Source organism: Enterobacter sp. MF024, assembly GCF_005843915.1.
Lineage (GTDB): Bacteria > Pseudomonadota > Gammaproteobacteria > Enterobacterales > Enterobacteriaceae > Enterobacter > Enterobacter barmai.
Genome location: NZ_VCBB01000003.1, coordinates 293,188 through 315,385 on the forward strand (window position 1 = coordinate 293,188; position 22,198 = coordinate 315,385).

A 22,198-nucleotide genomic window follows, 5' to 3' on the forward strand; every position below is an offset into this window, starting at 1 on the left:
TGTTTTCAAAATGGTTTACAAGTCGATTATGACAACGGACGATCTCGCATTCGATCAGCGCCACATCTGGCATCCCTACACCTCCATGACCCAGCCCCTGCCGGTTTATCCGGTGACGGAAGCCCACGGCTGCGAGCTGACCCTGGCCAGCGGCGAGCAGCTGGTAGACGGGATGTCCTCCTGGTGGGCGGCCATTCACGGCTACAACCACCCCCGGCTGAATGCGGCGATGAAGGCGCAGATTGACCGCATGTCGCACGTGATGTTCGGCGGGATCACCCATCCGCCCGCGGTGGACCTCTGCCGTCGTCTGGTGGCGATGACCCCCGACGCGCTGGAGTGCGTGTTCCTTGCCGATTCAGGCTCGGTGGCGGTGGAAGTGGCGATGAAGATGGCGTTGCAGTACTGGCACGCTAAGGGCGAATCCCGCCAGCGGTTCCTCACCTTCCGCAACGGCTACCACGGCGATACCTTCGGGGCGATGTCGGCCTGCGACCCGGACAACTCGATGCACAGCCTGTGGAAGGGCTATCTGCCGGAAAACCTGTTTGCCCCGGCACCCCAGAGCCGCTTCGACGGCGAGTGGGATGAAATGGATATGGTCAGCTTCGCCCGCCTGATGGCCGCCCATCGCCACGAGATTGCGGCGGTGATCCTCGAGCCCATCGTGCAGGGCGCGGGCGGAATGCGCATGTACCATCCCGAGTGGCTGAAGCGCATTCGCAGGATGTGCGACCGGGAAGGCATTCTGCTGATTGCCGATGAGATCGCCACCGGCTTCGGGCGTACCGGCAAGCTGTTTGCCTGCGAGCACGCGGGCATTACCCCGGACATCCTGTGCCTCGGCAAAGCCCTGACCGGGGGCACCATGACCCTCTCCGCCACCCTCACCACCCGCCAGGTGGCCGAGACCATCAGCAACGGCGAAGCGGGCTGCTTTATGCACGGCCCGACCTTTATGGGTAACCCGCTGGCCTGCGCCGTCGCCTGCGAAAGCCTGGCGCTGCTGGAGAGCGGCGAGTGGCAGACCCAGGTCGCCGCCATCGAAACCCAGCTCAACGAGGAGCTGGCGGCAGCGCGGGAGTCTGAGTATGTGGCCGACGTGCGGGTATTAGGGGCGATTGGCGTCGTCGAAACCACCCATCCGGTGAATATGGCGGCGCTGCAGCGCTTCTTTGTGGCGCGCGGGGTCTGGGTGCGCCCGTTCGGGAAATTGATCTATCTGATGCCGCCGTATGTGATAAGCCGCGCCCAACTCAGCAAGCTGACCCGCGCCGTGGTGGATGCCGTTCAGGAGCCTGCGCACTTTACTGTTTAGTTTATGCGTTACACTTCTGGCAGAGCTTAATACGGAGGAACAGCATGAAACTTATCAGTCAGGATCTGCGCGACGGGGATAAACTCCCCCTGCGCCACGTGTTTAACGGCATGGGTTATGAGGGGGATAATATCTCTCCGCATCTGGCCTGGGACGAGGTGCCGTCGGGCACCAAAAGCTTTGTCGTCACCTGTTATGACCCGGACGCCCCGACCGGCTCCGGCTGGTGGCACTGGGTTGTCGCCAATCTCCCGGCCGACACCCGCGTGCTGCCGCAGGGTTCCGGCTCTTCGCTGGTCGCCCTGCCGGACGGCGCGGTGCAGACCCGCACCGATTTTGGCAAAGCGGGCTACGGCGGCGCGGCACCGCCAAAAGGCGAAACCCACCGCTATATCTTTACGGTGCATGCCCTGAACGTGGAAAAAATCGAGGTGAATGAAGAGGCGAGCGGTGCAATGGTGGGCTTTAACGTCCATTTCCACAGCCTGGGTAGTGCGTCGATTACGGCGATGTATTCGTAAAAATAGCCGGGTGAAACCGTAGGCCCGCGCAAGCGCAGCGCCGCCGGGCATTTGCCGGGTGGCGGCTTCGCCTAAGCCGGCCTACGGTTTTGCATAGGTGTTTTTACAGGAATCTCGGCAACAACCCCACCAGGCTCCCTTTGCTCAGCAATTCAATCGCCGCATCGATATCCGGGGCAAAGAAGCGGTCATCATCATAGTGCGCAACCTTCTCCCGCAGAATATGACGCGCCTGCTCCAGCAGCGGGCTGGAGGTGAGGCCATCACGCAGATCGCAACCCTGAGCGGCCGCCAGCCACTCCACCGCCAGCACGCCACGGGTATTGACGGTCATCTCCCACAGACGACGACCTGCCGCTGGCGCCATCGAAACATGGTCTTCCTGGTTGGCCGAGGTCGGCAGGCTGTCAACGCTGTGCGGGTGCGACAGCGCCTTGTTCTCGCTCGCCAGCGCGGCGGCGGTCACCTGAGCAATCATAAACCCGGAGTTCACCCCACCGTTACGCACCAGGAACGGCGGCAGCTGGGACATGTGTTTATCCATCATCAGGGCGATGCGGCGCTCAGAGAGCGCGCCGATCTCGGCAATCGCCAGCGCCAGATTATCTGCCGCCATCGCCACCGGTTCGGCGTGGAAGTTACCGCCAGAGACCACCTCGTTTTCCGCTGCGAAGACCAGCGGGTTATCGGAAACGGCGTTGGATTCCACCAGCAGCACCTCGGCCGCCTGGCGCAGCTGGGTCAGGCAGGCCCCCATCACCTGCGGCTGACAGCGCAGGGAGTACGGATCCTGCACCTTCTCGCAGTTGTGATGCGAATCGGCAATGGCGCTGGTGTCGGTGAGAACGTGGCGGAACAGCGCGGCGGCGTCGATCTGCCCGCGCTGGCCTCGTACCTCGTGGATACGGGCATCGAACGGACGACGGGAGCCAAGCACCGCTTCGGTGGTCAGCGCTCCGCAGACCACCGCCGAGGCAAACAGATCTTCAGCTTCAAACAGGCCGCGCAGGGCAAAGGCGGTGGAGGCCTGAGTGCCGTTCAGCAGCGCCAGTCCCTCTTTTGCCGCCAGCGTCACCGGGGCCAGCCCCGCTTTTTGCAGGGCGGTTGCGGCCGGTAACCACTCGCCACGGTAGCGGGCTTTACCCTCGCCAAGCAGGGTCAGTGACATGTGCGCCAGCGGGGCTAAATCGCCGGATGCCCCCACCGAACCCTTAGCCGGGATCCACGGATATACGCCAGCATTGACCAGCGCAATCAACGCCTGGATCACGCTCAGACGGATGCCGGAAAAACCGCGCGCCAGGCTGTTGATTTTCAGCACCATCATCAGACGCACAATGTCGTCGTCCAGCGGCTCGCCGACGCCCGCGGCGTGGGAGAGCACCAGCGAACGCTGCAGGTTTTCCAGATCGTGCGTGGCGATGCGCGTCTGGGCCAGCAGGCCAAAGCCGGTATTAATGCCGTAGGCGGTGCGCCCTTCGGCGACAATGGCTTCCACGCAGGCGACGCTGTCGTTAATCGCCTGATGGGCGGCGTCGTCGAGAGTCAGCTGGAGCGGCTGCTGCCAGACCTGGCGAAGCTGCGCCAGAGTCAGAGTGCCGGGCGTCAGTGTTAAGGCATTCATCAGTGCTTTCCTTGGTTAGCAGCGATCATCGGCAGGTTCAGCCCCTGCTCTTTCGCACAGGCAATGGCTATGTCATATCCGGCATCCGCATGGCGCATAACGCCGGTTGCCGGGTCGTTGTGCAGGACGCGGGCAATACGCGCCGCGGCTTCATCGGTGCCGTCGCAGACGATGACCATCCCGGCATGCTGGGAGAAGCCCATGCCCACGCCGCCGCCGTGGTGCAGCGAGACCCAGGTCGCGCCGCTGGCGGTATTGAGCAGCGCGTTCAGCAGCGGCCAGTCGGAGACCGCGTCGGAGCCGTCCTGCATCGCTTCGGTTTCGCGGTTCGGGCTGGCGACCGAACCGGAGTCGAGATGGTCGCGGCCAATGACGATGGGCGCAGAGACTTCTCCGCTGCGGACCATTTCGTTAAAGGCCAGGCCCAGCTTCTGACGCCACTCCAGCCCTACCCAGCAGATACGCGCCGGCAGGCCCTGGAAGTTAATGCGCTCCCGGGCCATATCCAGCCAGTGATGAAGGTGCTCATCGTCGGCGACGATCTCTTTCACTTTGGCGTCGGTTTTGTAGATGTCTTCCGGGTCGCCAGAGAGCGCTACCCAGCGGAACGGGCCGATGCCGCGGCAGAACAGCGGACGGATGTAGGCCGGGACGAAGCCAGGGAAGTCAAAGGCGTTGGTCACGCCCATCTCTTTCGCCATCTGGCGAATGTTGTTGCCGTAGTCGAACGTCGGCACGCCCTGCTGGCTGAAGGCCAGCATCGCGTTGACGTGGTCGGCCATGGAGCGCTTCGCCGCCAGCACGGTGCCTTCGGGATCCTGCTGCGCTTTCTGCTGATACTCTTCCCAGCTCCAGCCTTTCGGCAGGTAGCCGTGGAGGGGATCGTGAGCGCTGGTCTGGTCGGTAACCAGGTCCGGACGCACGCCGCGCGCCACCAGTTCCGGCACGATATCGGCGGCGTTGCCGCACAGGGCGATAGAGACCGCCCGGCCTTCGTCGGTGTATTTTTTGATCCGCGCCAGGGCGTCATCCAGCGACTCAGCCTGCTCGTCAACGTAACGGGTGCGCAGACGGAAATCGATGCGGCTCTGCTGGCACTCGATGTTCAGGGAGCAGGCACCGGCGAGGGTCGCCGCCAGCGGCTGTGCACCGCCCATGCCGCCTAAGCCTGCCGTCAGTACCCAGCGCCCTTTCAGGGAGCCGTTGTAGTGCTGGCGACCCGCTTCAACGAAGGTCTCGTAGGTGCCCTGGACAATGCCCTGGCTGCCGATGTAGATCCAGCTCCCGGCGGTCATCTGGCCATACATCGCCAGCCCTTTCGCATCCAGCTCGTTGAAGTGTTCCCAGGTAGCCCAGTGCGGCACCAGGTTGGAGTTGGCGATCAGCACGCGCGGGGCGTTTTTGTGGGTTTTGAATACGCCGACCGGTTTGCCGGATTGCACCAGCAGGGTTTCGTCGTTTTCCAGTTCGGTGAGCGCGGCGACAATGGCGTCGTAACACTCCCAGTTGCGCGCGGCGCGGCCAATACCGCCGTACACCACCAGCTCGTGAGGATTTTCCGCCACCTCAGGATCGAGATTGTTCATTAACATGCGCAGCGGGGCTTCGGTGAGCCAGCTTTTGGCATTCAGCCGGGTGCCACGTGGGGCGCGGATCTCTTGCTGGCGATACTTACCTGACGACATTGTGTGCTCCTCGTTGGGGACAGAATATACACTAAGATATACTTGTATAGACAAGTGCGCACAAGGCCGGTTTTAACAATTACGATACATTTTTATTATATTGCGTCAGCAATCACGCTTTTCGGCCTATGACATGAAATGGCCCTGCAGCCGGTAGCGGTTGCCGGGGAACAGCAGCCGGGCATGGGAGACGATGTGCGACGTTGACCAGGTCCGACGGTGGATCAGCAGGCAGGGATCGTGCTCTTTGATGCGCAGCAGCTCGCACTCCTTCGGCGTGGCGCGCACCGCCTCAACGATGTGCTCCCCTTCGGTCAGCGGGGCGATCAGCGACAGATAAGCATGAGGCGTGGTGGTGGTGTAATCCTGCTGCAGATACTCCGGCACCAGGGCAGCGTTAACGCTGCGATCCTCAATCTGCACCGGGATGTCGTTTTCGTAATGCAGCATCAGGGAGTGAAAAATGCGCGTCCCCTCTTTGACGTTAAGCGCCGTGGCCTGGGCGGCGCTGGCCTGCGTCTCCTCGAGGAACAGCACCTCGCACCGGTGCTGATGGTGGCGGGAGGCAATTTCGTCGGCAATGCTGCGAATTTCAAACAGCGCCGACTGCCCCTTAGGCTCGGCCACGAAGGTCCCAACACCCTGCAGGCGCACCAGCAGCCCCTCGTCGGTCAGCTCCCGCAGCGCGCGGTTAATGGTCATCCGGCTAAAGCCGAACTGGGCAACCAGCTCGGCCTCGGACGGGATGCGATCGTGCGGACGCCATACGCCGGTGGCGATCTGATGACTGATCGCCTGTTTTACCTTTTCATAGAAAGGGGCTGGCGCACTGGCCTGCTGCGGAGCGCGAGAGAACATAGCAATTCCTTAAGCCGTCATAAAAAGTCGAGTATATACACGCTTTAAGCCCACCAGTGAGCGATTTGCCACGCCAGCCGTGCGGCGAGCTTCGCTCCCTGGCCGTCGCGATCGAAGCCAGGGCTGAACTCCACCAGATCCGCCGCCTGCAGTTTGCCGCTGCGGCAGATCTTTTCAATGACCGGGAGCAGATCCCGGGCCGGAACCCCCAGCGCGGCAGGGGCCGACACGGCGGGCATTTCCCCGGCAGGCATGACGTCGAGATCGATAGTCAGATAAACCCGGTCCGCCTGTTCAAGGAGCGGTGTGAGAGCGGTCAGCGCCTGCTGCTGAAAATCGAGATCTTCCACCAGGGTGACGTTAAGGCGCGCAGCCTCATCCCACAGCGCCAGGGTATTCGCCGCCCGGCTGACGCCCAGGCAGGCATAGTGAAACTCACGCTGCTGTTCCGCACAGTACAGGGCCAGCTGGCGGAACGGGGTGCCAGAGGTGGCCTGGCTGGCATGACGCAGATCGAGATGGGCGTCGAGATTGATAATCACCACCCGCTCGCCGGGAAACGCATCCAGCACCCCGCGCCCGTGCGCCCAGGCGGTTTCGTGTCCGCCGCCCAACACCAGGGTGCGCATGCCCGACTGCTGGCAGGCGGTGACCGTCTCGCTCAGCGCCTGCTGGGCGGTCTCCAGCGCGTCGCCATCAACGCCGATAGTGCCCATGTCGATCAATCGCTCGTGCCCCTGATGGCTCGCCATATTCGCCAGGGCGCGGCGCAGGACATCCGGCGCTTGAGCGGCTCCGGGGCGGCCCTGATTGCGTCTGACCCCTTCGTCGCAGGCGAAGCCCAGCAACGCAATGTCTTCCCCGGACGGATGCTGCGTATCGCTTTGCCTGACGGTCTGAAACAGGCGCAGCGCGTTGCTGGCCTCGCTGCTGTCGTCGCGCCCCTGCCAGACGTCAGGTGAAACCGGCTGCCAAAGACTCATGCTGTTTTTCCTCTGAATACGCGCTGATAAAGCGGGTTACGTCCCGGCTCATAAACCATCTCCACCGGGTTTTTCGCATCCCAGATCGCCAGGTCGGCGACAAACCCGGCCTTGAGCTGGCCGTGGGTTTCGCCGCGGCCCAGCGCTTTCGCGGCGTGGCGCGTTACCCCTGCCCACGCCTCTTCCGGGGTTAAGCCAAACTGGACGCAGGCCATGTTCATCGCCAGATGCAGGCTGGCAAACGGACTGGTCCCGGGGTTGTAATCCGTGGCAACCGCCATCGGCACGCCCCGCTCCCGCAGCAGCGCAACCGGCGGGCGCTGGCGCTCCTGTAAAAAGTAAAAGGCGCCGGGGAGTAATACCGCTACGGTGCCGCTCTGCGCCATCGCGTCGACGCCGGCCTCATCGAGGTATTCAATATGATCGGCTGACAGCCCGTGATAACGGCTGACCAGCGCGGTGCCGCCGAGGTTAGAGAGCTGTTCCACATGGCCTTTAATGGGGATCCCCCGCATCTGTGCCGCCTGAAACACCCGTTCGCTCTGCTCTGGCGTAAACCCGACGTTCTCGCAGAACACATCCACGGCTTCGAATAGCCCTTTTTCCCACAGCGCGGGCAGCGTGTGCCGACAAACATGGTCGACCCAGGCATCTGGATCCTGGCGATACTCCTTCGGCACGGCGTGCGCCGCCAGCAGCGTCGGGCTGATCTCCACGGGATTGGTTCGGGCAAGGTGTTGGGCCACGCGCAGCATCTTCTCTTCGGCTTCGTCGTTGAGGCCGTAACCCGACTTAATTTCAACGGTGGTGACCCCTTCGCGCATCAGCCGGTTTAAGCGCTGCTGCGCCAGCTGTTTGAGGTGCTCAACTGAGCTCTCCCGGGTGGCGGTCACCGTGGCGTTAATCCCGCCGCCCTGGGCGCTGATGGTCTGATAGGAGACGCCGTTCAGCCGCTGCTCCCACTCGGCGGCGCGATCGCCGCCAAACACCAGGTGCGTGTGGCAGTCGATCAGCCCCGGCGTGACCAGCCGCCCCTCTAAATCGACGGCGTTGGGCAGATCCAGGGGCAAATCAGATTCGGGGACAATCGCCAGAATGGTCTCTGCACGCACGATTAACGCCCTGTTCTCCAGCAGGCCATAAGGCGTGCCGTGGTCAGGATCCAGCGTTGCGAGGCGCAGGTTACGCCAGATTAGATCGTCGGGATGAAGTTGCAGCATCGGGCTTCCACTTGTCATGGGTTGTATAGACATTTATTTTCATTCCTGCCGCCCTGTCAATCGCCTTTACGCAAATTGTTATTTATTTGTGACAACTTTCCCGCTAAGCATGGGAATAAAAAGTAACTTTTATGCCTTTTAATCTTCCCGTTTCGCTCAACTTAGTATAAAAAAGCAGGCTATTTCGGTTATTCCCCTATTGATATGCTTTGCAGGAGCTTCCCTTGAACATTTCCAGGATTTCTCGTCTGGCGCTGGCACTCGCATTTGGCGTGACGCTGTCAGCGTGCAGCTCTACCCCGCCGGATCAGCTGCCATCAGAGCAGGCCGCGCCGGGCACGGCTTCCCGTCCGATCCTCTCTGCTGATGAAGCGAAAAACTTCCAGCAGGCGCGCTACTTTACGGCCATGGATCCGAACGCAGCGCCGTGGAGTCCTTATGCCATCCGCCTGCCTGCGCAGCCCAACTTTGTGGTTGGCCCGGCGGGAACCCAGGGCGTTACCCATACCACCATTCAGGCGGCAGTTGATGCAGCCATTGCTAAGCACAGCAGCTCCCGCCAGTACATCGCCATTTTACCGGGCGAGTACGAAGGTACCGTGTATGTGCCTGCCGCACCGGGCAGCGTGACGCTGTACGGTACGGGTGAGAAGCCAATTGATGTCAAAATTGGTCTGGCAATCGACTCTGAGATGGACACCACGACCTGGCGTCATCTGGTCAATCCGGGTGGTAAATACATGCCGGGTAAACCCGCCTGGTATATGTTCGACCGTTGCCAGAGCAAGCACAGCGCCACTGTTGGCCTGATGTGTTCCGCGGTCTTCTGGTCGCAGAACAACGGCCTGCAGCTGCAGAACCTGACCATCGAAAACAATCTGGGCGACAGCGTCGATGCCGGTAACCACCAGGCGGTGGCTCTGCGCAGCGATGGCGATCAGGTGCAAATCGACAAGGTGAATATCCTGGGTCGCCAGAACACCTTCTTCGTCACCAACAGCGGCGTTGAGAACACCCTGAAAAATAACCGCATCACCCGTACGCTGGTGACCAACAGCTACATTGAAGGGGATGTGGATATTGTCTCTGGTCGCGGTGCCGTGGTGTTTGATAACACCGATTTCCGCGTCATGAATACCCGTACCCAGCAGGAAGGCTACGTCTTCGCGCCGGCGACGCAGTCCAACCTGTTCTACGGCTTCCTGGCGGTAAACAGCCGCTTTACCGCAATGGGCGATGGCGTAGCGCAGCTGGGCCGCTCGCTGGATGTCGATTCAGGCACAAACGGTCAGGTGGTGATCCGCGACAGCGTGATCAACGAAGGCTTCAACATGGCAAAACCCTGGGGCAACGCCGCCATCTCTCAGCGTCCGTATGCGGGTAACACCGGTGCGGTAGATGATAAAGGCAACGTGCAGCGTAACCTCAACGACGCTAACTTCAACCGCATGTGGGAATACAACAACCGCGGTGTGGGCAGCAAGGTGATTGCAGAGCCGAAGCAGTAATCTGATTAGCAAAAAGGGGGAGCAACTCCCCCTTGATGCTGCGGCTGAACGCGTCAGGCACCGGTTTTAAGATACGCATCCAGCAGTTGCAGAACTGCAACCATGAGTTGCAGGAACAGAATCATCCATCCCATACTGCTCATACGCCACTCCTTTGGTCAGGAGCACTTCCACTGACTTACCTTTCCGCTGCCTGTCGCCAGTGGTTGTTGGTGTTTCCGATATGCTCCACAGTTAAGGTACTGACGGCACCACCCGCCAGCCAGGACTTTAAGAAACCTGATTTGCGGAACTGCTCATATCGAACCAACGGCGGTATTGTAGTCTTCGGGAACTGTATATAAAAACAGTTTTATGGAGATTAAGATTTCATTTAGATTTCAGCAAAATTTAATATATTTCAATTAAATAACATTAATGCTGCAAGTGTATGCTCTCAAGCCGACGTTAGTTGATTTTACATAGGGTCGGGCCGGAATTAAGATACAGAGGTTGGTGTTTCCGATGTGCTCACCCGGCTACCACCGGGCATAAAAAAACCTCGCATCTGCGAGGTTTTTATTTCATCCGTCTTAGTAAGCGTTAACGACCACCCACATTGGCCCCTGACCGACGGCGTAACGTCCTTTCTCTTCCAGCAGTCCCTGCTCGCCCTGAATTTCATACAGCGCGATATGGTGCGATTTCTGCCCTGCCGCAATCAGGAACTTACCGCTGTGATCGACATTAAAGCCGCGCGGCTGCGTTTCGGTCGGCTGGTAGCCTTCGATAGCCAGCACGCTGCCATCTTCAGAAACGCTAAAGATGGTGATCAGGCTGGAGGTACGATCGCAGGTATAGAGGTGACGTCCGTCAGGGGTGATGTGAATGTCTGCGCCCCATCGGGTATCGGTGAAATCTGCCGGCATCATATCCAGGGTCTGCACACACTCAATCTTGCCGTGCGGATCGCTCAGCGCCCAGACGTCTACCGAGCAGTTCAGCTCATTCACCACGTAGGCGTACTTCTGATTCGGATGGAAGGCCATGTGACGCGGGCCCGCACCTTCAACGGTGGTCACTTCCGCCGGGTTTTGCGCGGTCAGTTTGCCGTCATCGCCCAGGGTAAACAGGCAGATGCGATCCTGCTTCAGCGCCGGTACCCACAGGGTACGGTTATCCGGAGAGATGTTGGCCGAGTGGCAACCTTCAAGCCCTTCAACCACCTCAAGGGTCTCAGCAGGAATACCGTCGTCAAGGCGGGTCACGCTGACGCAACCGGCATTGTAGGAGCCGCTAAAGATAAAGCGTCCCTGCAGATCCGTGGAGATATGCGTCGGACTGCCCGGCAGCGCGGCTTCGGCAGTGTACGTCAGGGTGCCATCTTCAGGAGAGATACGGTACGCAAGTACGCGGAACTCCGGGCGAACACCCACATACAGGAAACGTTTATCCGGGCTGATCACCATCGGCTGAACCTGGCCGGGAACATCGACAACCTGAACCAGGGTGAGCGTACCTTCGGGATTCAGACGCCAGACATGGATCTGCTGGCTTTCAGGACTGGCGGTATAAACGGTTTGTTTCATGAATGCTCCTTTCCTCACTGCGCGTAAAAGTAATGTACCAGGATAGTCTTTTTTAACGGTGAATGCTGAATTTTAACCAGGAATTTTGCAGCGATAGTTGCGCGGTGTACCATCTGCACATCCCTGACTTTCAACATTAACCCGGAATATCAAATGACCTCGCGTGTGATTGCACTGGATTTAGACGGTACGCTGTTAACCCCGCAAAAAACCCTGCTCCCCTCTTCGCTTGAAGCACTGAAACGTGCCCAGGAGGTGGGATACCAGCTCCTCATCGTAACGGGTCGTCATCACGTTGCTATTCATCCTTTTTATCAGGCACTGGCGCTGGATACACCTGCAATTTGTTGTAATGGAACCTATTTGTATGATTATCAAGCAAAAAAGGTTCTGCAAGCCGATCCGCTGCCGGTCCCGCAGGCGCTGCAACTGATTGACCTGCTCGATGAACACGCCATTCACGGCCTGATGTATGTCGACAACGCGATGGTTTATGAGCGCCCTACCGGCCACGTCATCCGCACCAGCAACTGGGCGCAGTCGCTGCCGGAAGCCCAGCGTCCGGTATTCACTCAGGTGCCTTCGCTGGCGCAGGCGGCCCGGGAGGTTGAGGCTATCTGGAAATTTGCCCTGACCGACGAGGACACCGTAAAACTGAACGACTTTGCAAAGCATGTCGAGCAGACCCTGGGGCTTGAGTGCGAATGGTCCTGGCACGATCAGGTGGATATTGCCCGCAAAGGCAACAGCAAGGGCAAACGCCTCACGCAGTATGTGGAATCCATCGGAGGATCAATGAAAGACGTTATTGCATTTGGCGATAACTACAACGACATCAGCATGCTGGAAGCGGCAGGCACCGGGGTGGCGATGGGTAATGCCGACGACGCCGTCAAAGCGCGCGCCAACGTGGTGATCGGCGATAACACCACGAACAGCATCGCCGAATTCATCTATACCCATCTGCAGTGATCAGGTGGTGATCGACACGCTCTTAATCTGCGCGTAGAGCCAGAGGCCAGGTTTGATCCCCAGTTCATCCCTGGCCCACGGACTGATGCGGGCCCACAGCGTGCGGCTGCCAATTTCCAGCTGCACCTCCACCTGGCCGTTATCGTCGAAGCACTGGGCCACTTTCGCCCGCAGGATATTACGGATACTGCTCTGCAACGGCGGCTGCAGTACCAGCGAAACATCGGATGCCTGAATGCGAATGCGCAGACTGGTCTGGAGCGGTTTATCCAGCTTGTTGACCCAGACATGCTGATCGCCAATGGCCAGCGCGGTCATGGCGTAGTGCGGATGGTGCTCCAGCACGCTCACCTTCAGAATGCTGCTCTGCTGCTCCTGCGGCAGCCACGGATGCATTACGCTGCTGCCCCACACCTCTTCCAGATTACCAAACGCTTTTACGCTGCCGTTTTCCAGCACCAGCACCTTATCGGCCAGATGCAGGATCTCATCCAGCGAATGGCTGACGTAGAGCATTGGAATATTGATTTCGCGCGCCAGACGCTGCAGGTACGGCAGCAGCTCTCGCTTGCGGGGAATGTCGAGGGAGGCCAGCGGCTCGTCCAGCAGCAGCAGTTCCGGGGCGGTGAGTAATGCCCGGCCTATCGCCACGCGCTGTTTTTCCCCGCCCGAGAGCGACGACGGCAGCCGGTCAAGCAGGTGTTCAATACCCAGCAGGGCCACCAGCTTATCAAACTGTCCGGCCATGCTTTTTGCCATGCCGTAACGCAGGTTGCCCAGCACTTTGTAGTGCGGGAAGAGCCGCGCATCCTGGAAGACGTAGCCAATCCGGCGCTTTTCCGGCGCCAGATAAATGCGTTTTTCAACGTCGTTCAGCACCCGGTCGTTAAGTACGATCCGCCCTGACTCGGGCCGGGTCAGGCCGCTAATCGCATTGATCAGCGAGGTTTTGCCCGCGCCGGAGACGCCAAAAATAGCGGTAATGCCGCTGGCAGGCAGGGTCTCGTTGAGGGTCAGGCAGTGTTCGCCCAGCGTCTGGGTAAAATTGATTTCCAGCATGATTATTTCCCCATCCGTTCGCGGCTAAGACGAGCCAGCCATTCCGACACCAGCAGCGAGACCAGCGCCAGCACGATGGAGATAATGCACAGACGCGCAGCGGCACCTTCGCCACCCGGAGTCTGGATCAGAGTGTACATGGCCGACGGGATGGTGCGGGTTTCGCCCGGAATATTGGAAACAAAGGTAATGGTAGCGCCGAACTCGCCCAGCGAGCGGGCAAACGCCAGCACGGTGCCGACAATAATGCCCGGCAGCGTCAGGGGAAGCGTGATGGTGAAAAAGACGCGCCAGCGCCCGGCCCCCAGCGTGCGGGCCGCCTGCTCGAGTTTAAGATCGACCCCTTCCAGCGCCAGGCGGATCGCCCGCACCATCAGCGGGAACGACATCACCGCCGCCGCCAGCACCGCGCCGCGCCAGCTGAAGGCAAAGCTCAGGCCAAACCACTCATAGAGCCGCTCGCCGATAAACCCGCGACGCCCCATGGCAATCAGCAGTAAATAACCGACCACCACCGGCGGCAGCACCAGCGGCAGGTGCAAAATACTGTCGAGGAGCGCTTTGCCTGGAAACTTACAGCGAACCAGTAACCAGGCGAAGAAGATCCCAAAGGGCAAACTAAATGCAACCGCGAGGGAAGAGACTTTCAGGCTCAGCAGCACGGCCTGCCATTCGGGATCGGTCAATATCATTCGTGAGTCGTAAATCCGTAACGTTTAAAGATGGCAGACGCCTGCGGCCCTTTCAGGTAATCGTAAAAGGCGCTGACGGTTGCGTTTTTATGTCCATCAATGATGGCCACAGGATATTCCACTTTCTTATGCGAGTCTTCAGGGAAGGTACCCACGACCTTCACGCCTTTACCGGCAACGGCATCAGAGCCGTAAACAATCCCCAGCGGCGCTTCATTGCGCTCAACCAGCGCCAGCGCGCCGCGCACATCTTCTGCCGGTGCCAGTTTTGGCGACAGCGTCTCCCAGGCTCCCAGCTTCTGCAGCGCTTCTTTAGCATAAATGCCCGCCGGAACGTGATCGGGGTCGCCCACCGCCAGACGCCCCTCTTTCAGCAGGCTGGTCCAGTTGGTCTCTTTGTTGATGGTGATGTCGCCTTGCGCGCTGGATTTTGGCGCTACCACCACCAGGCTGTTGCCCAGCAGGGTTTCACGGCTGGCCGTATCAATCGCTTTCTTCTCTGCCGCATAATCCATCCACTTCTGATCGGCAGAGATAAACAGGTCGGCAGGGGCACCCGCTTCAATCTGACGTGCCAGCGTAGAGGAAGAGGCAAATGACGACACGACGTCGACGTTTTTCTCCTTTTTATACGCTGTGGCAATATCCTGCATCGCGTTGGTCAAAGACGCTGCCGCAAATACCGTGATTTTGCCTTCATCTGCCAGCGCATGCCCGGTCAGGGAGAGGGTCAGTGTTGCCCCGGCAATAAAGCGTAAGCCTGTACGTGTCATCGTTAACTCCTTTGAGTGTCGTTATATAAATTGAAATATAACGATAACCGTAGGGTTTTCCCAGCGTTAAATCCTACCGATCAGGGAGTAAATCAATTTTGCACCGAAAATAATATCGGCGAAGAAGGGGGAAACTTGAGAGCAAAACGCCCGGCAGAACCGGGCGTTTTTAAAGAAAATTAATGCTGCTTTTTCGGCTGTTTTCTGTGGCCGATATTGGAAAAGATGTTAAACACCTCACCCAGGCCGTAGATGGCACCGAGGATGATAGCCATCACCACTGGGACCATGATCACGGCGAATACCAGACTTTTCAGCAACTCTAACATGGCTTTCTCCAGACAATGTGAATGCCTTATTCTAACCGGAAAAGCGAGAATTACATCCCCTTTTGTGCGGTACAGTTTGCGCATGTAACGAATTACGTCACAATATCCCTTTTGCCAGGACATTGTTATGCAGGCCGAAATTCTCCTCACCCTACGCCTTTCGCAAAAGCTGTTCGCCGATCCCCGCCGCATTGCCCTGCTCAAACAGATTGAGCAAACCGGCTCCATCAGCCAGGGGGCAAAGAATGCCGGTATCAGCTATAAAAGCGCGTGGGATGCCATCAACGAGATGAACACCCTGAGCGAACAGACCTTGGTCGAGCGTGCCACCGGCGGCAAAGGCGGCGGCGGTGCGATCCTGACGCGCTACGGGCAACGCCTGATCCAGCTCTATGATCTGCTGGCGCAGATCCAGCAGAAAGCCTTCAATGTCTTAAGCGACGACGACGCCCTGCCGTTGGACAGCCTGCTCGGCGCCATCTCGCGTTTCTCTCTGCAAACCAGCGCCCGTAACCAGTGGTTTGGCACGGTCACCGCCCGGGATAACGACCAGGTGCAGCAGCATGTGGACATCCTGCTCGCCGATGGCTCTACCCGCCTGAAAGTGGCCATCACCGCCCAGAGCGGCAAGCGTCTGGGGCTGGACGAGGGCAAAGAGGTGCTGGTCCTGCTGAAAGCGCCTTGGGTGAACATTACTCTGGATCCTGAGGCTGCAAAAGAGGCGGATAACCAGCTGCAGGGGGTTATCAACCATATCGATCGCGGCGACGAGCAGTGTGAAGTGCTGATGACCCTGCCGGACGGCCAGACCCTCTGCGCCACCGTGCCGCTGGCCGAGAGCCGGGATTTAGAAGAAGGTGCTGAGGCGACCGCATATTTTAATGCCGACCGGGTGATTATCGCCACGTTGTGCTAAGCGCATTGACATTCGTGCCGACACTGAGTTATCCCTGATGCATATTGCTGCAAAAAACGGGATAAATCATGTCATCATTGCAAATTTCGCAAGGCACGTTTCGTCTTAGCGACACGCGTACGCTTACCCTCGCTGATTTTACGTTGAATGCCGGTGAAAGCTGGGCGTTCGTGGGCAGTAACGGCAGCGGCAAATCGGCCCTCGCCCGGGCATTGGCCGGGGAACTGACGCTGCTGAAAGGCGAACGCCAGAGCGCCTTCACCCGCGTGACCCGCCTCTCCTTCGAGCAGCTGCAGAAACTGGTCAGCGACGAGTGGCAGCGTAACAACACCGATATGCTCAGCCCCGATGAAGAGGATACCGGCCGAACGGCCGCCGAAATCATCCAGGATGAGGTGAAAGATGATGCCCGCTGCCACCAGCTGGCGGAACAGTTCGCCATCACCCACCTGCTGGACCGTCGCTTTAAATACCTCTCCACCGGCGAAACCCGCAAAACGCTGCTGTGCCAGGCGCTGATGGCCGAGCCTGACCTGCTGATCCTCGATGAACCTTTTGACGGCCTCGACGTGAAGTCCCGGGGGCAGCTGGCGGACCTGCTGGCCTCGCTCAATCAGCAGGGATATACCCTGGTGCTGGTGCTCAACCGTTTTGACGAGATCCCCGATTTTGTCCAGAATGCCGGCGTGCTGGCCGACTGCACCCTGACGGCGTCTGGTGAAAAAGCCGCCCTGCTGAACCAGGCCCTGATTGCCCAGCTGGCGCACAGTGAAAAACTCAACGGCGTCACCCTGCCCGAACCGGATGCCCCGTCGGCGCGCCACGGTTTACCCGAAGGTGAGGCGCGGATTGTGCTTAATGACGGCGTGGTGTCGTATAACGATCGTCCGATCCTCAACCATTTAAGCTGGACGGTGAATCCCGGCGAACACTGGCAGATTGTCGGCCCCAACGGTGCGGGTAAATCCACCCTGCTGAGCCTCATTACCGGGGATCACCCGCAGGGTTACAGCAACGATTTAACCCTCTTTGGCCGCCGTCGCGGCAGCGGCGAAACCATCTGGGATATTAAAAAACATATCGGTTATGTCAGCAGCAGCCTGCATCTCGACTACCGCGTGAGCACCACGGTACGCAACGTGATCCTCTCCGGCTATTTCGACTCTATCGGTATTTACCAGGCGGTGTCTGACCGGCAGCACAAGCTGGCGCAACAGTGGCTGGATATTCTCGGAATGGATAACCGGGTGGCTGACGCGCCGTTCAGCAGTCTTTCGTGGGGCCAGCAGCGGCTGGCGCTGATTGTGCGTGCGCTGGTGAAACACCCGACGCTGCTGATCCTTGACGAGCCGTTGCAGGGGCTGGATCCGCTGAACCGCCAATTGATTCGCCGCTTTGTTGATGTCCTTATCAGTGAAGGTGAAACGCAGCTGCTGTTCGTCTCTCACCATGCGGAAGACGCCCCCGCCTGTATCACCCATCGACTGGAGTTTGTCGCCGAGAGCGACAGCTATCGTTACCAGACTGGACCTGTCTGATAGCGTGCCGGGGGCCATGCCCCCGCTCTTTTTCGGACAACCCGCAACACCCCTCACCTGCCTCTTTGATTTACAATCTTTTTTTAGCGCAACAGTGGCAGCGTGACGGGCAGTGTAAACGATTCCACTATTTTATCCCATGTCACAGTTTACTGCTCTCTGTTATGCTAGGATTATCTCATACCATAAGCCTAATGGAGCGAAATATGCGAGTTCTGGTAACAGGTGGTAGCGGTTACATAGGAAGTCATACCTGTGTACAACTGCTGCAAAATGGCCACGACGTCATCATCCTTGATAACCTGTGCAACAGTAAACGCAGCGTGCTGCCGGTCATGGAACGCCTGGCCGGTAAACAGCCTGCCTTTGTCGAAGGCGATATTCGTAACGAAGCGCTGATGACCGAGATCCTCCACGATCACGCCATTGATACGGTGATCCACTTTGCCGGGCTAAAAGCCGTGGGCGAATCCGTGGCGAAGCCGCTGGAATACTACGATAACAACGTCAACGGCACGCTGCGTCTGGTCTCCGCCATGCGCGCGGCGGGCGTCAAAAACCTGATCTTCAGCTCCTCCGCCACCGTTTATGGCGACCAGCCGCAAATCCCATACGCCGAAAGCTTCCCGACCGGCACCCCGCAAAGCCCGTATGGCAAAAGCAAGCTGATGGTGGAACAGATCCTGGCCGACCTGCAAAAAGCCCAGCCGGAGTGGAGCATCGCCCTGCTGCGTTATTTCAATCCGGTTGGCGCGCATCCGTCAGGCGATATGGGTGAAGATCCGCAGGGTATTCCGAACAACCTGATGCCGTATATCGCCCAGGTGGCGGTAGGTCGTCGTGACTCACTGGCGGTGTTCGGCAACGACTACCCTACCCCGGACGGCACCGGCGTTCGCGACTACATTCACGTGATGGATCTTGCCGACGGCCACGTCGCCGCCATGCAGCAGCTGGCGGATAAACCGGGCGTCCATATCTACAACCTCGGCGCAGGCGTCGGCAGCAGCGTGCTGGATGTGGTCAACGCCTTCAGCGCGGCCTGCGGCAAGCCTGTGAACTATCACTTCGCCCCGCGTCGCGACGGCGATCTGCCGGCCTACTGGGCTGATGCATCTAAGGCTGATAAAGAGCTTAACTGGCGTGTCACCCGCACGCTTGACGAAATGGCACAGGATACCTGGCGCTGGCAGTCTCGCCACCCGCAGGGTTATCCGGACTAAGGATCTGTCATGACCCAATTTAACCCCGTCGATCACCCGCATCGTCGCTTCAATCCGTTAACCGGGCAGTGGATCCTGGTCTCCCCGCATCGCGCCAAGCGCCCCTGGCAGGGGGCGCAGGAGACGCCGTCCCAGCAGACGCTGCCTCAGCACGACCCGGACTGCTTCCTCTGTCCGGGCAACACCCGCGTCACGGGCGATATTAATCCTGACTACAAAGGCACCTTCGTCTTTACCAACGACTTCGCCGCCCTGATGACCGATACGCCGGACGCCCCGCAGAGCGACGACCCGCTGCTGCGCTGCGAAAGCGCGCGCGGCACCAGCCGGGTGATCTGCTTCTCGCCGGATCACAGCAAAACCCTGCCGGAGTTGAGCGTAGAAGCCCTGACCGAGGTGGTAAAAACCTGGCAGGAGCAGACCGCCGAGCTGGGACAGCGCTATCCGTGGGTACAGGTCTTTGAGAATAAAGGCGCGGCGATGGGCTGCTCCAACCCGCATCCTCACGGTCAGGTGTGGGCCAACAGCTTCATGCCGAACGAAGTGGAGCGGGAAGATCGCCTGCAAAAAAGCTATTTCGCCGAGCAGCAGTCGCCGATGCTGCTGGACTATGTCCAGCGCGAGCTGGCTGATGGCAGCCGCACCGTGGTGGAGACCGAGCACTGGCTGGCGGTGGTGCCTTACTGGGCAGCCTGGCCGTTCGAGACCCTGCTGCTGCCGAAAGCGCACGTTCTGCGCATCACCGATCTGAGCGAAGCCCAGCGCAGCGATCTGGCGCTGGCGCTGAAAAAGCTGACCAGCCGCTATGACAATCTGTTCCAGTGCTCCTTCCCCTACTCCATGGGCTGGCACGGCGCGCCGTTTAACGGCGAAGAGAATCAGCACTGGCAGCTGCACGCCCACTTCTATCCGCCGCTGCTGCGTTCCGCCACCGTGCGTAAGTTTATGGTCGGCTACGAAATGCTGGCAGAAACCCAGCGTGACCTGACGGCTGAACAGGCCGCAGAGCGTCTGCGTGCAGTGAGTGATGTCCATTTTCGCGAATCCGGAGAATAACAATGAGTCTGAAAGATAAAACCCACGCCCTGTTTGCTGAAAAATTTGGTTATTCCGCCACTCACGCCATTCAGGCGCCAGGCCGCGTTAACCTGATCGGCGAACACACCGATTACAACGACGGTTTTGTCCTTCCCTGCGCCATTGATTACCAGACGGTGATCAGCTGCGCGAAACGCGACGACCGCAAGGTGCGCGTGATGGCCGCCGACTACGACAACCAGATCGACGAATTCTCCCTCGATGCGCCGATTGTTGAGCATGACAGCCAGCAGTGGTCTAACTACGTTCGCGGCGTGGTGAAGCATCTGCAGAAGCGCAACAAAAACTTCGGCGGTGCGGATCTGGTGATCAGCGGCAACGTTCCCCAGGGTGCGGGTCTGAGTTCGTCCGCGTCGCTGGAAGTGGCCGTCGGCACCGTCTTCCAGCAGCTGTATCATCTGCCGCTGGACGGCGCGCAGATCGCCCTTAACGGCCAGGAAGCAGAGAACCAGTTCGTCGGCTGTAACTGCGGGATCATGGATCAGCTGATTTCGGCGCTGGGCAAAAAAGGCCACGCGCTGCTGATCGACTGCCGCTCGCTGGGCACCAAAGCGGTCACCCTGCCGAAAGGCGTGGCGGTGATCATTATCAACAGTAACTTCAAACGCACCCTGGTCGGCAGCGAGTACAACACCCGCCGCGAGCAGTGCGAAACCGGGGCGCGTTTCTTCCAGCAGTCCGCCCTGCGCGATGTCTCGCTGACCGAGTTCAATAAAGTGGCGCACGAACTGGATCCGGTGGTGGCAAAACGCGTTCGTCACGTCCTGACCGAAAACGCCCGCACCGTCGAAGCGGCGTCGGCGCTGGAGAAAGGCGATCTGCTGCGGATGGGTGAGTTGATGGCGCAGTCGCACGCCTCCATGCGCGATGACTTCGAAATCACCGTGCCGCAGATCGACACCCTGGTGGAGATTGTGAAAGCGGCTATTGGCGAACAGGGCGGCGTGCGTATGACCGGCGGCGGCTTCGGCGGCTGCGTGGTGGCGCTGGTGCCAGAAGAGCTGGTGCCGGTGGTTCAGCAAGCCGTTGAACAACAGTATGAAGCCAAAACCGGTATCAAAGAGACCTTCTACGTCTGCAATGCCTCACAAGGAGCTGGCCAGTGCTAAACGAAACCCCTGTTCTTGCCCCTGACGGCCTGCCGTATCGCCTGATCACCCTGCGCAACGAGGCAGGGATGGTCGTTACCCTGATGGACTGGGGCGCGACGCTGCTCTCCGCCCGTGTCCCGATGACCGACGGCAGCGTGCGTGAAACCCTGCTCGGCTGCGCGTCGCCTGAGCAGTACGTTGAGCAAACGGCCTTCCTTGGCGCCTCAGTGGGCCGATATGCCAACCGTATCGCTAAAAGCCGCTTTGAGCTGGACGGCGTACGCTTTGACCTGCTGCCAAGCCAGGGCGAAAACCAGCTGCACGGCGGCCCGGACGGATTTGATAAACGTCGCTGGCGCATCCTGCAGCAGAACGACGGCGAAGCGCTGCTGGCCCTCGACTCGCCGGACGGCGATCAGGGTTTTCCGGGCAACTGCGCGGCGACCGTGCATTACCGCTTAACGGCTGATAACCGTATCGCCATTGAGTACCGCGCCACCGTCGATAAGCCCTGCCCGGTCAACCTGACCAACCACGCGTATTTCAACCTCGACGGTAACTGCAGCGACGTGCGCCAGCACCGCCTGCAACTGCTGGCGCAAAGCTATCTGCCTGTGGATGAGATGGGGATCCCGCACGAGGGGTTAAAAGCGGTAGACGGAACCAGCTTTGATTTCCGCACCACCAAAGCCATCGCTCAGGACTTCCTGGCGGATGACGATCAGCGCAAAGTGAACGGTTACGATCATGCTTTCCTGCTGGATGCAGAGGGCGACCTGAGCAAGCCTGCGGCACAGCTCTGGTCTGCCGATGAAAAGCTGCAGATGACGGTCTACACCACCGCCCCTGCCCTGCAATTCTATTCCGGCAATTTCCTCGAGGGCACCCCGGCGCGCGAAGACGGGGAATACCGTGTCTGGCAAGGTCTGGCGCTGGAAAGCGAGTTCTTACCCGACAGCCCGAACCACGCGGATTGGCCGCAGCCCGACTGCGTGCTGCGCCCGGGCGAAGAGTATATCAGCGTCACGGAATATCACTTTATCGCACGATAAAACGGAGCCCTCCTGCAGGAGGGCTTTTTTTTACCCATCTTGCTGAAAATAGCGCCAGTCGCCGACAAAATCACAACCCCTCATTCACAAGCATCTTACACTCCGACGCTATTTTCGCTATGGTTAGGGTTAAGCGTTGCCCGCGGGATAACCGCGGCAATATAATGAGA

At 59.3% G+C, this 22,198-nt stretch carries 21 protein-coding genes; 10 read left to right on the forward strand and 11 right to left on the reverse strand.

All coding sequences use genetic code 11. The annotated features are described in order from the left end of the window. Positions 1 to 10: 10 nt before the first annotated feature. Entirely contained in the window at positions 11 to 1,318 is a 1,308-nt protein-coding gene (gene bioA / locus FFB58_RS07855) for an adenosylmethionine--8-amino-7-oxononanoate transaminase (RefSeq protein WP_138369719.1), read from the forward strand. 44 nt (positions 1,319 to 1,362) lie between these two features. Further along, a complete protein-coding gene (locus FFB58_RS07860) occupies positions 1,363 to 1,839 on the forward strand; it encodes a kinase inhibitor (protein WP_138369553.1) in 477 nt (158 codons plus the stop codon). Positions 1,840 to 1,942: 103 nt separating this feature from the next. Here the strand turns inward: FFB58_RS07860 and hutH are convergent, their stop codons facing one another. The 5 genes from hutH to hutI form a co-directional block, all read right to left on the reverse strand. Continuing rightward, positions 1,943 to 3,463 carry a histidine ammonia-lyase gene (gene hutH, locus FFB58_RS07865; RefSeq protein WP_138369554.1) on the reverse strand — a complete coding sequence of 507 codons (1,521 nt, stop codon included), beginning with the start codon at positions 3,461 to 3,463 and terminating at the stop codon, positions 1,943 to 1,945. Further along, positions 3,463 to 5,148, reverse strand: a complete 1,686-nt coding sequence (gene hutU, locus FFB58_RS07870) for a urocanate hydratase (RefSeq protein WP_039029368.1) — start codon at positions 5,146 to 5,148, stop codon at positions 3,463 to 3,465. The genes hutH and hutU overlap by 1 nt, the downstream gene beginning before the upstream one ends. Before the next feature lie 126 nt (positions 5,149 to 5,274). Continuing rightward, the gene (locus FFB58_RS07875) at positions 5,275 to 6,006 is read right to left on the reverse strand and encodes a histidine utilization repressor (RefSeq protein WP_138369555.1); all 732 of its coding nucleotides are present in this window, start codon (positions 6,004 to 6,006) and stop codon (positions 5,275 to 5,277) included. 44 nt (positions 6,007 to 6,050) lie between these two features. Next, positions 6,051 to 6,989, reverse strand: a complete 939-nt coding sequence (hutG, locus tag FFB58_RS07880) for a formimidoylglutamase (protein WP_138369556.1) — start codon at positions 6,987 to 6,989, stop codon at positions 6,051 to 6,053. Continuing rightward, complete coding sequence (gene hutI, locus FFB58_RS07885; protein ID WP_138369720.1) at positions 6,986 to 8,209, reverse strand: imidazolonepropionase; 1,224 nt, start codon at positions 8,207 to 8,209, stop codon at positions 6,986 to 6,988. Before hutI ends, hutG begins: the two co-directional genes overlap by 4 nt. A 224-nt stretch (positions 8,210 to 8,433) precedes the next feature. On the opposite strand from hutI, the gene FFB58_RS07890 reads away from it, so the two are divergent. Continuing rightward, entirely contained in the window at positions 8,434 to 9,717 is a 1,284-nt protein-coding gene (locus FFB58_RS07890) for a putative acyl-CoA thioester hydrolase (protein WP_138369557.1), read from the forward strand. 53 nt (positions 9,718 to 9,770) lie between these two features. Here the strand turns inward: FFB58_RS07890 and tisB are convergent, their stop codons facing one another. Together tisB and pgl are read right to left on the reverse strand one after the other, a co-directional pair. Further along, the gene (tisB, locus tag FFB58_RS07895; RefSeq protein ID WP_072036641.1) at positions 9,771 to 9,860 is read right to left on the reverse strand and encodes a type I toxin-antitoxin system toxin TisB; all 90 of its coding nucleotides are present in this window, start codon (positions 9,858 to 9,860) and stop codon (positions 9,771 to 9,773) included. Positions 9,861 to 10,289: 429 nt separating this feature from the next. Further along, entirely contained in the window at positions 10,290 to 11,285 is a 996-nt protein-coding gene (pgl, locus tag FFB58_RS07900) for a 6-phosphogluconolactonase (protein ID WP_138369558.1), read from the reverse strand. 153 nt (positions 11,286 to 11,438) lie between these two features. On the opposite strand from pgl, the gene FFB58_RS07905 reads away from it, so the two are divergent. After that, on the forward strand, positions 11,439 to 12,257 hold the full coding sequence (locus tag FFB58_RS07905; RefSeq protein ID WP_138369559.1) for a pyridoxal phosphatase: 819 nt from the start codon (positions 11,439 to 11,441) through the stop codon (positions 12,255 to 12,257). On the opposite strand, the gene modC is transcribed toward FFB58_RS07905, so the two are convergent. The 4 genes from modC to FFB58_RS07925 all read right to left on the reverse strand — a co-directional run bounded on the left by modC (position 12,258) and on the right by FFB58_RS07925 (position 15,110). Further along, entirely contained in the window at positions 12,258 to 13,316 is a 1,059-nt protein-coding gene (modC, locus tag FFB58_RS07910) for a molybdenum ABC transporter ATP-binding protein ModC (RefSeq protein WP_138369560.1), read from the reverse strand. A gap of 2 nt (positions 13,317 to 13,318) precedes the next feature. Beyond that, on the reverse strand, positions 13,319 to 14,008 hold the full coding sequence (gene modB, locus FFB58_RS07915; RefSeq protein ID WP_138369561.1) for a molybdate ABC transporter permease subunit: 690 nt from the start codon (positions 14,006 to 14,008) through the stop codon (positions 13,319 to 13,321). After that, the gene (gene modA, locus FFB58_RS07920; protein WP_138369562.1) at positions 14,005 to 14,781 is read right to left on the reverse strand and encodes a molybdate ABC transporter substrate-binding protein; all 777 of its coding nucleotides are present in this window, start codon (positions 14,779 to 14,781) and stop codon (positions 14,005 to 14,007) included. Before modA ends, modB begins: the two co-directional genes overlap by 4 nt. A 179-nt stretch (positions 14,782 to 14,960) precedes the next feature. Next, positions 14,961 to 15,110 carry an AcrZ family multidrug efflux pump-associated protein gene (locus FFB58_RS07925; RefSeq protein WP_039029358.1) on the reverse strand — a complete coding sequence of 50 codons (150 nt, stop codon included), beginning with the start codon at positions 15,108 to 15,110 and terminating at the stop codon, positions 14,961 to 14,963. Positions 15,111 to 15,237: 127 nt separating this feature from the next. On the opposite strand from FFB58_RS07925, the gene modE reads away from it, so the two are divergent. From modE to galM, 6 genes are all read left to right on the forward strand, one after another. Next, positions 15,238 to 16,026, forward strand: coding sequence for a molybdenum-dependent transcriptional regulator (gene modE / locus FFB58_RS07930; RefSeq protein WP_138369563.1), 789 nt, complete (start codon positions 15,238 to 15,240; stop codon positions 16,024 to 16,026). 68 nt (positions 16,027 to 16,094) lie between these two features. Further along, positions 16,095 to 17,564, forward strand: a complete 1,470-nt coding sequence (modF, locus tag FFB58_RS07935) for a molybdate ABC transporter ATP-binding protein ModF (RefSeq protein ID WP_138369564.1) — start codon at positions 16,095 to 16,097, stop codon at positions 17,562 to 17,564. A 206-nt stretch (positions 17,565 to 17,770) separates the two neighbouring features. Next, positions 17,771 to 18,787, forward strand: coding sequence for a UDP-glucose 4-epimerase GalE (gene galE, locus FFB58_RS07940; RefSeq protein WP_138369565.1), 1,017 nt, complete (start codon positions 17,771 to 17,773; stop codon positions 18,785 to 18,787). Positions 18,788 to 18,796: 9 nt separating this feature from the next. Then, the gene (gene galT / locus FFB58_RS07945; RefSeq protein ID WP_138369566.1) at positions 18,797 to 19,843 is read left to right on the forward strand and encodes a galactose-1-phosphate uridylyltransferase; all 1,047 of its coding nucleotides are present in this window, start codon (positions 18,797 to 18,799) and stop codon (positions 19,841 to 19,843) included. 2 nt (positions 19,844 to 19,845) lie between these two features. After that, entirely contained in the window at positions 19,846 to 20,994 is a 1,149-nt protein-coding gene (gene galK, locus FFB58_RS07950) for a galactokinase (RefSeq protein ID WP_039029353.1), read from the forward strand. Beyond that, positions 20,988 to 22,028 carry a galactose-1-epimerase gene (gene galM / locus FFB58_RS07955; RefSeq protein ID WP_138369567.1) on the forward strand — a complete coding sequence of 347 codons (1,041 nt, stop codon included), beginning with the start codon at positions 20,988 to 20,990 and terminating at the stop codon, positions 22,026 to 22,028. The genes galK and galM overlap by 7 nt, the downstream gene beginning before the upstream one ends. The last annotated feature ends 170 nt before the right edge of the window (positions 22,029 to 22,198 follow it).

Excerpts from the sequence above, each read along its gene's own strand:
- bioA (WP_138369719.1), top strand. The coding sequence starts at position 11 with ATGGTTTACAAGTCGATTATGACAACGGACGATCTCGCATTCGATCAG.
- FFB58_RS07860 (WP_138369553.1), top strand. The coding sequence starts at position 1,363 with ATGAAACTTATCAGTCAGGATCTGCGCGACGGGGATAAACTCCCCCTG.
- hutH (WP_138369554.1), bottom strand. The coding sequence starts at position 3,463 with ATGAATGCCTTAACACTGACGCCCGGCACTCTGACTCTGGCGCAGCTT.
- hutU (WP_039029368.1), bottom strand. The coding sequence starts at position 5,148 with ATGTCGTCAGGTAAGTATCGCCAGCAAGAGATCCGCGCCCCACGTGGC.
- FFB58_RS07875 (WP_138369555.1), bottom strand. The coding sequence starts at position 6,006 with ATGTTCTCTCGCGCTCCGCAGCAGGCCAGTGCGCCAGCCCCTTTCTAT.
- hutG (WP_138369556.1), bottom strand. The coding sequence starts at position 6,989 with ATGAGTCTTTGGCAGCCGGTTTCACCTGACGTCTGGCAGGGGCGCGAC.
- hutI (WP_138369720.1), bottom strand. The coding sequence starts at position 8,209 with ATGCTGCAACTTCATCCCGACGATCTAATCTGGCGTAACCTGCGCCTC.
- tisB (WP_072036641.1), bottom strand. The coding sequence starts at position 9,860 with ATGAGCAGTATGGGATGGATGATTCTGTTCCTGCAACTCATGGTTGCA.
- pgl (WP_138369558.1), bottom strand. The coding sequence starts at position 11,285 with ATGAAACAAACCGTTTATACCGCCAGTCCTGAAAGCCAGCAGATCCAT.
- FFB58_RS07905 (WP_138369559.1), top strand. The coding sequence starts at position 11,439 with ATGACCTCGCGTGTGATTGCACTGGATTTAGACGGTACGCTGTTAACC.
- modC (WP_138369560.1), bottom strand. The coding sequence starts at position 13,316 with ATGCTGGAAATCAATTTTACCCAGACGCTGGGCGAACACTGCCTGACC.
- modB (WP_138369561.1), bottom strand. The coding sequence starts at position 14,008 with ATGATATTGACCGATCCCGAATGGCAGGCCGTGCTGCTGAGCCTGAAA.
- modA (WP_138369562.1), bottom strand. The coding sequence starts at position 14,781 with ATGACACGTACAGGCTTACGCTTTATTGCCGGGGCAACACTGACCCTC.
- FFB58_RS07925 (WP_039029358.1), bottom strand. The coding sequence starts at position 15,110 with ATGTTAGAGTTGCTGAAAAGTCTGGTATTCGCCGTGATCATGGTCCCA.
- modE (WP_138369563.1), top strand. The coding sequence starts at position 15,238 with ATGCAGGCCGAAATTCTCCTCACCCTACGCCTTTCGCAAAAGCTGTTC.
- modF (WP_138369564.1), top strand. The coding sequence starts at position 16,095 with ATGTCATCATTGCAAATTTCGCAAGGCACGTTTCGTCTTAGCGACACG.
- galE (WP_138369565.1), top strand. The coding sequence starts at position 17,771 with ATGCGAGTTCTGGTAACAGGTGGTAGCGGTTACATAGGAAGTCATACC.
- galT (WP_138369566.1), top strand. The coding sequence starts at position 18,797 with ATGACCCAATTTAACCCCGTCGATCACCCGCATCGTCGCTTCAATCCG.
- galK (WP_039029353.1), top strand. The coding sequence starts at position 19,846 with ATGAGTCTGAAAGATAAAACCCACGCCCTGTTTGCTGAAAAATTTGGT.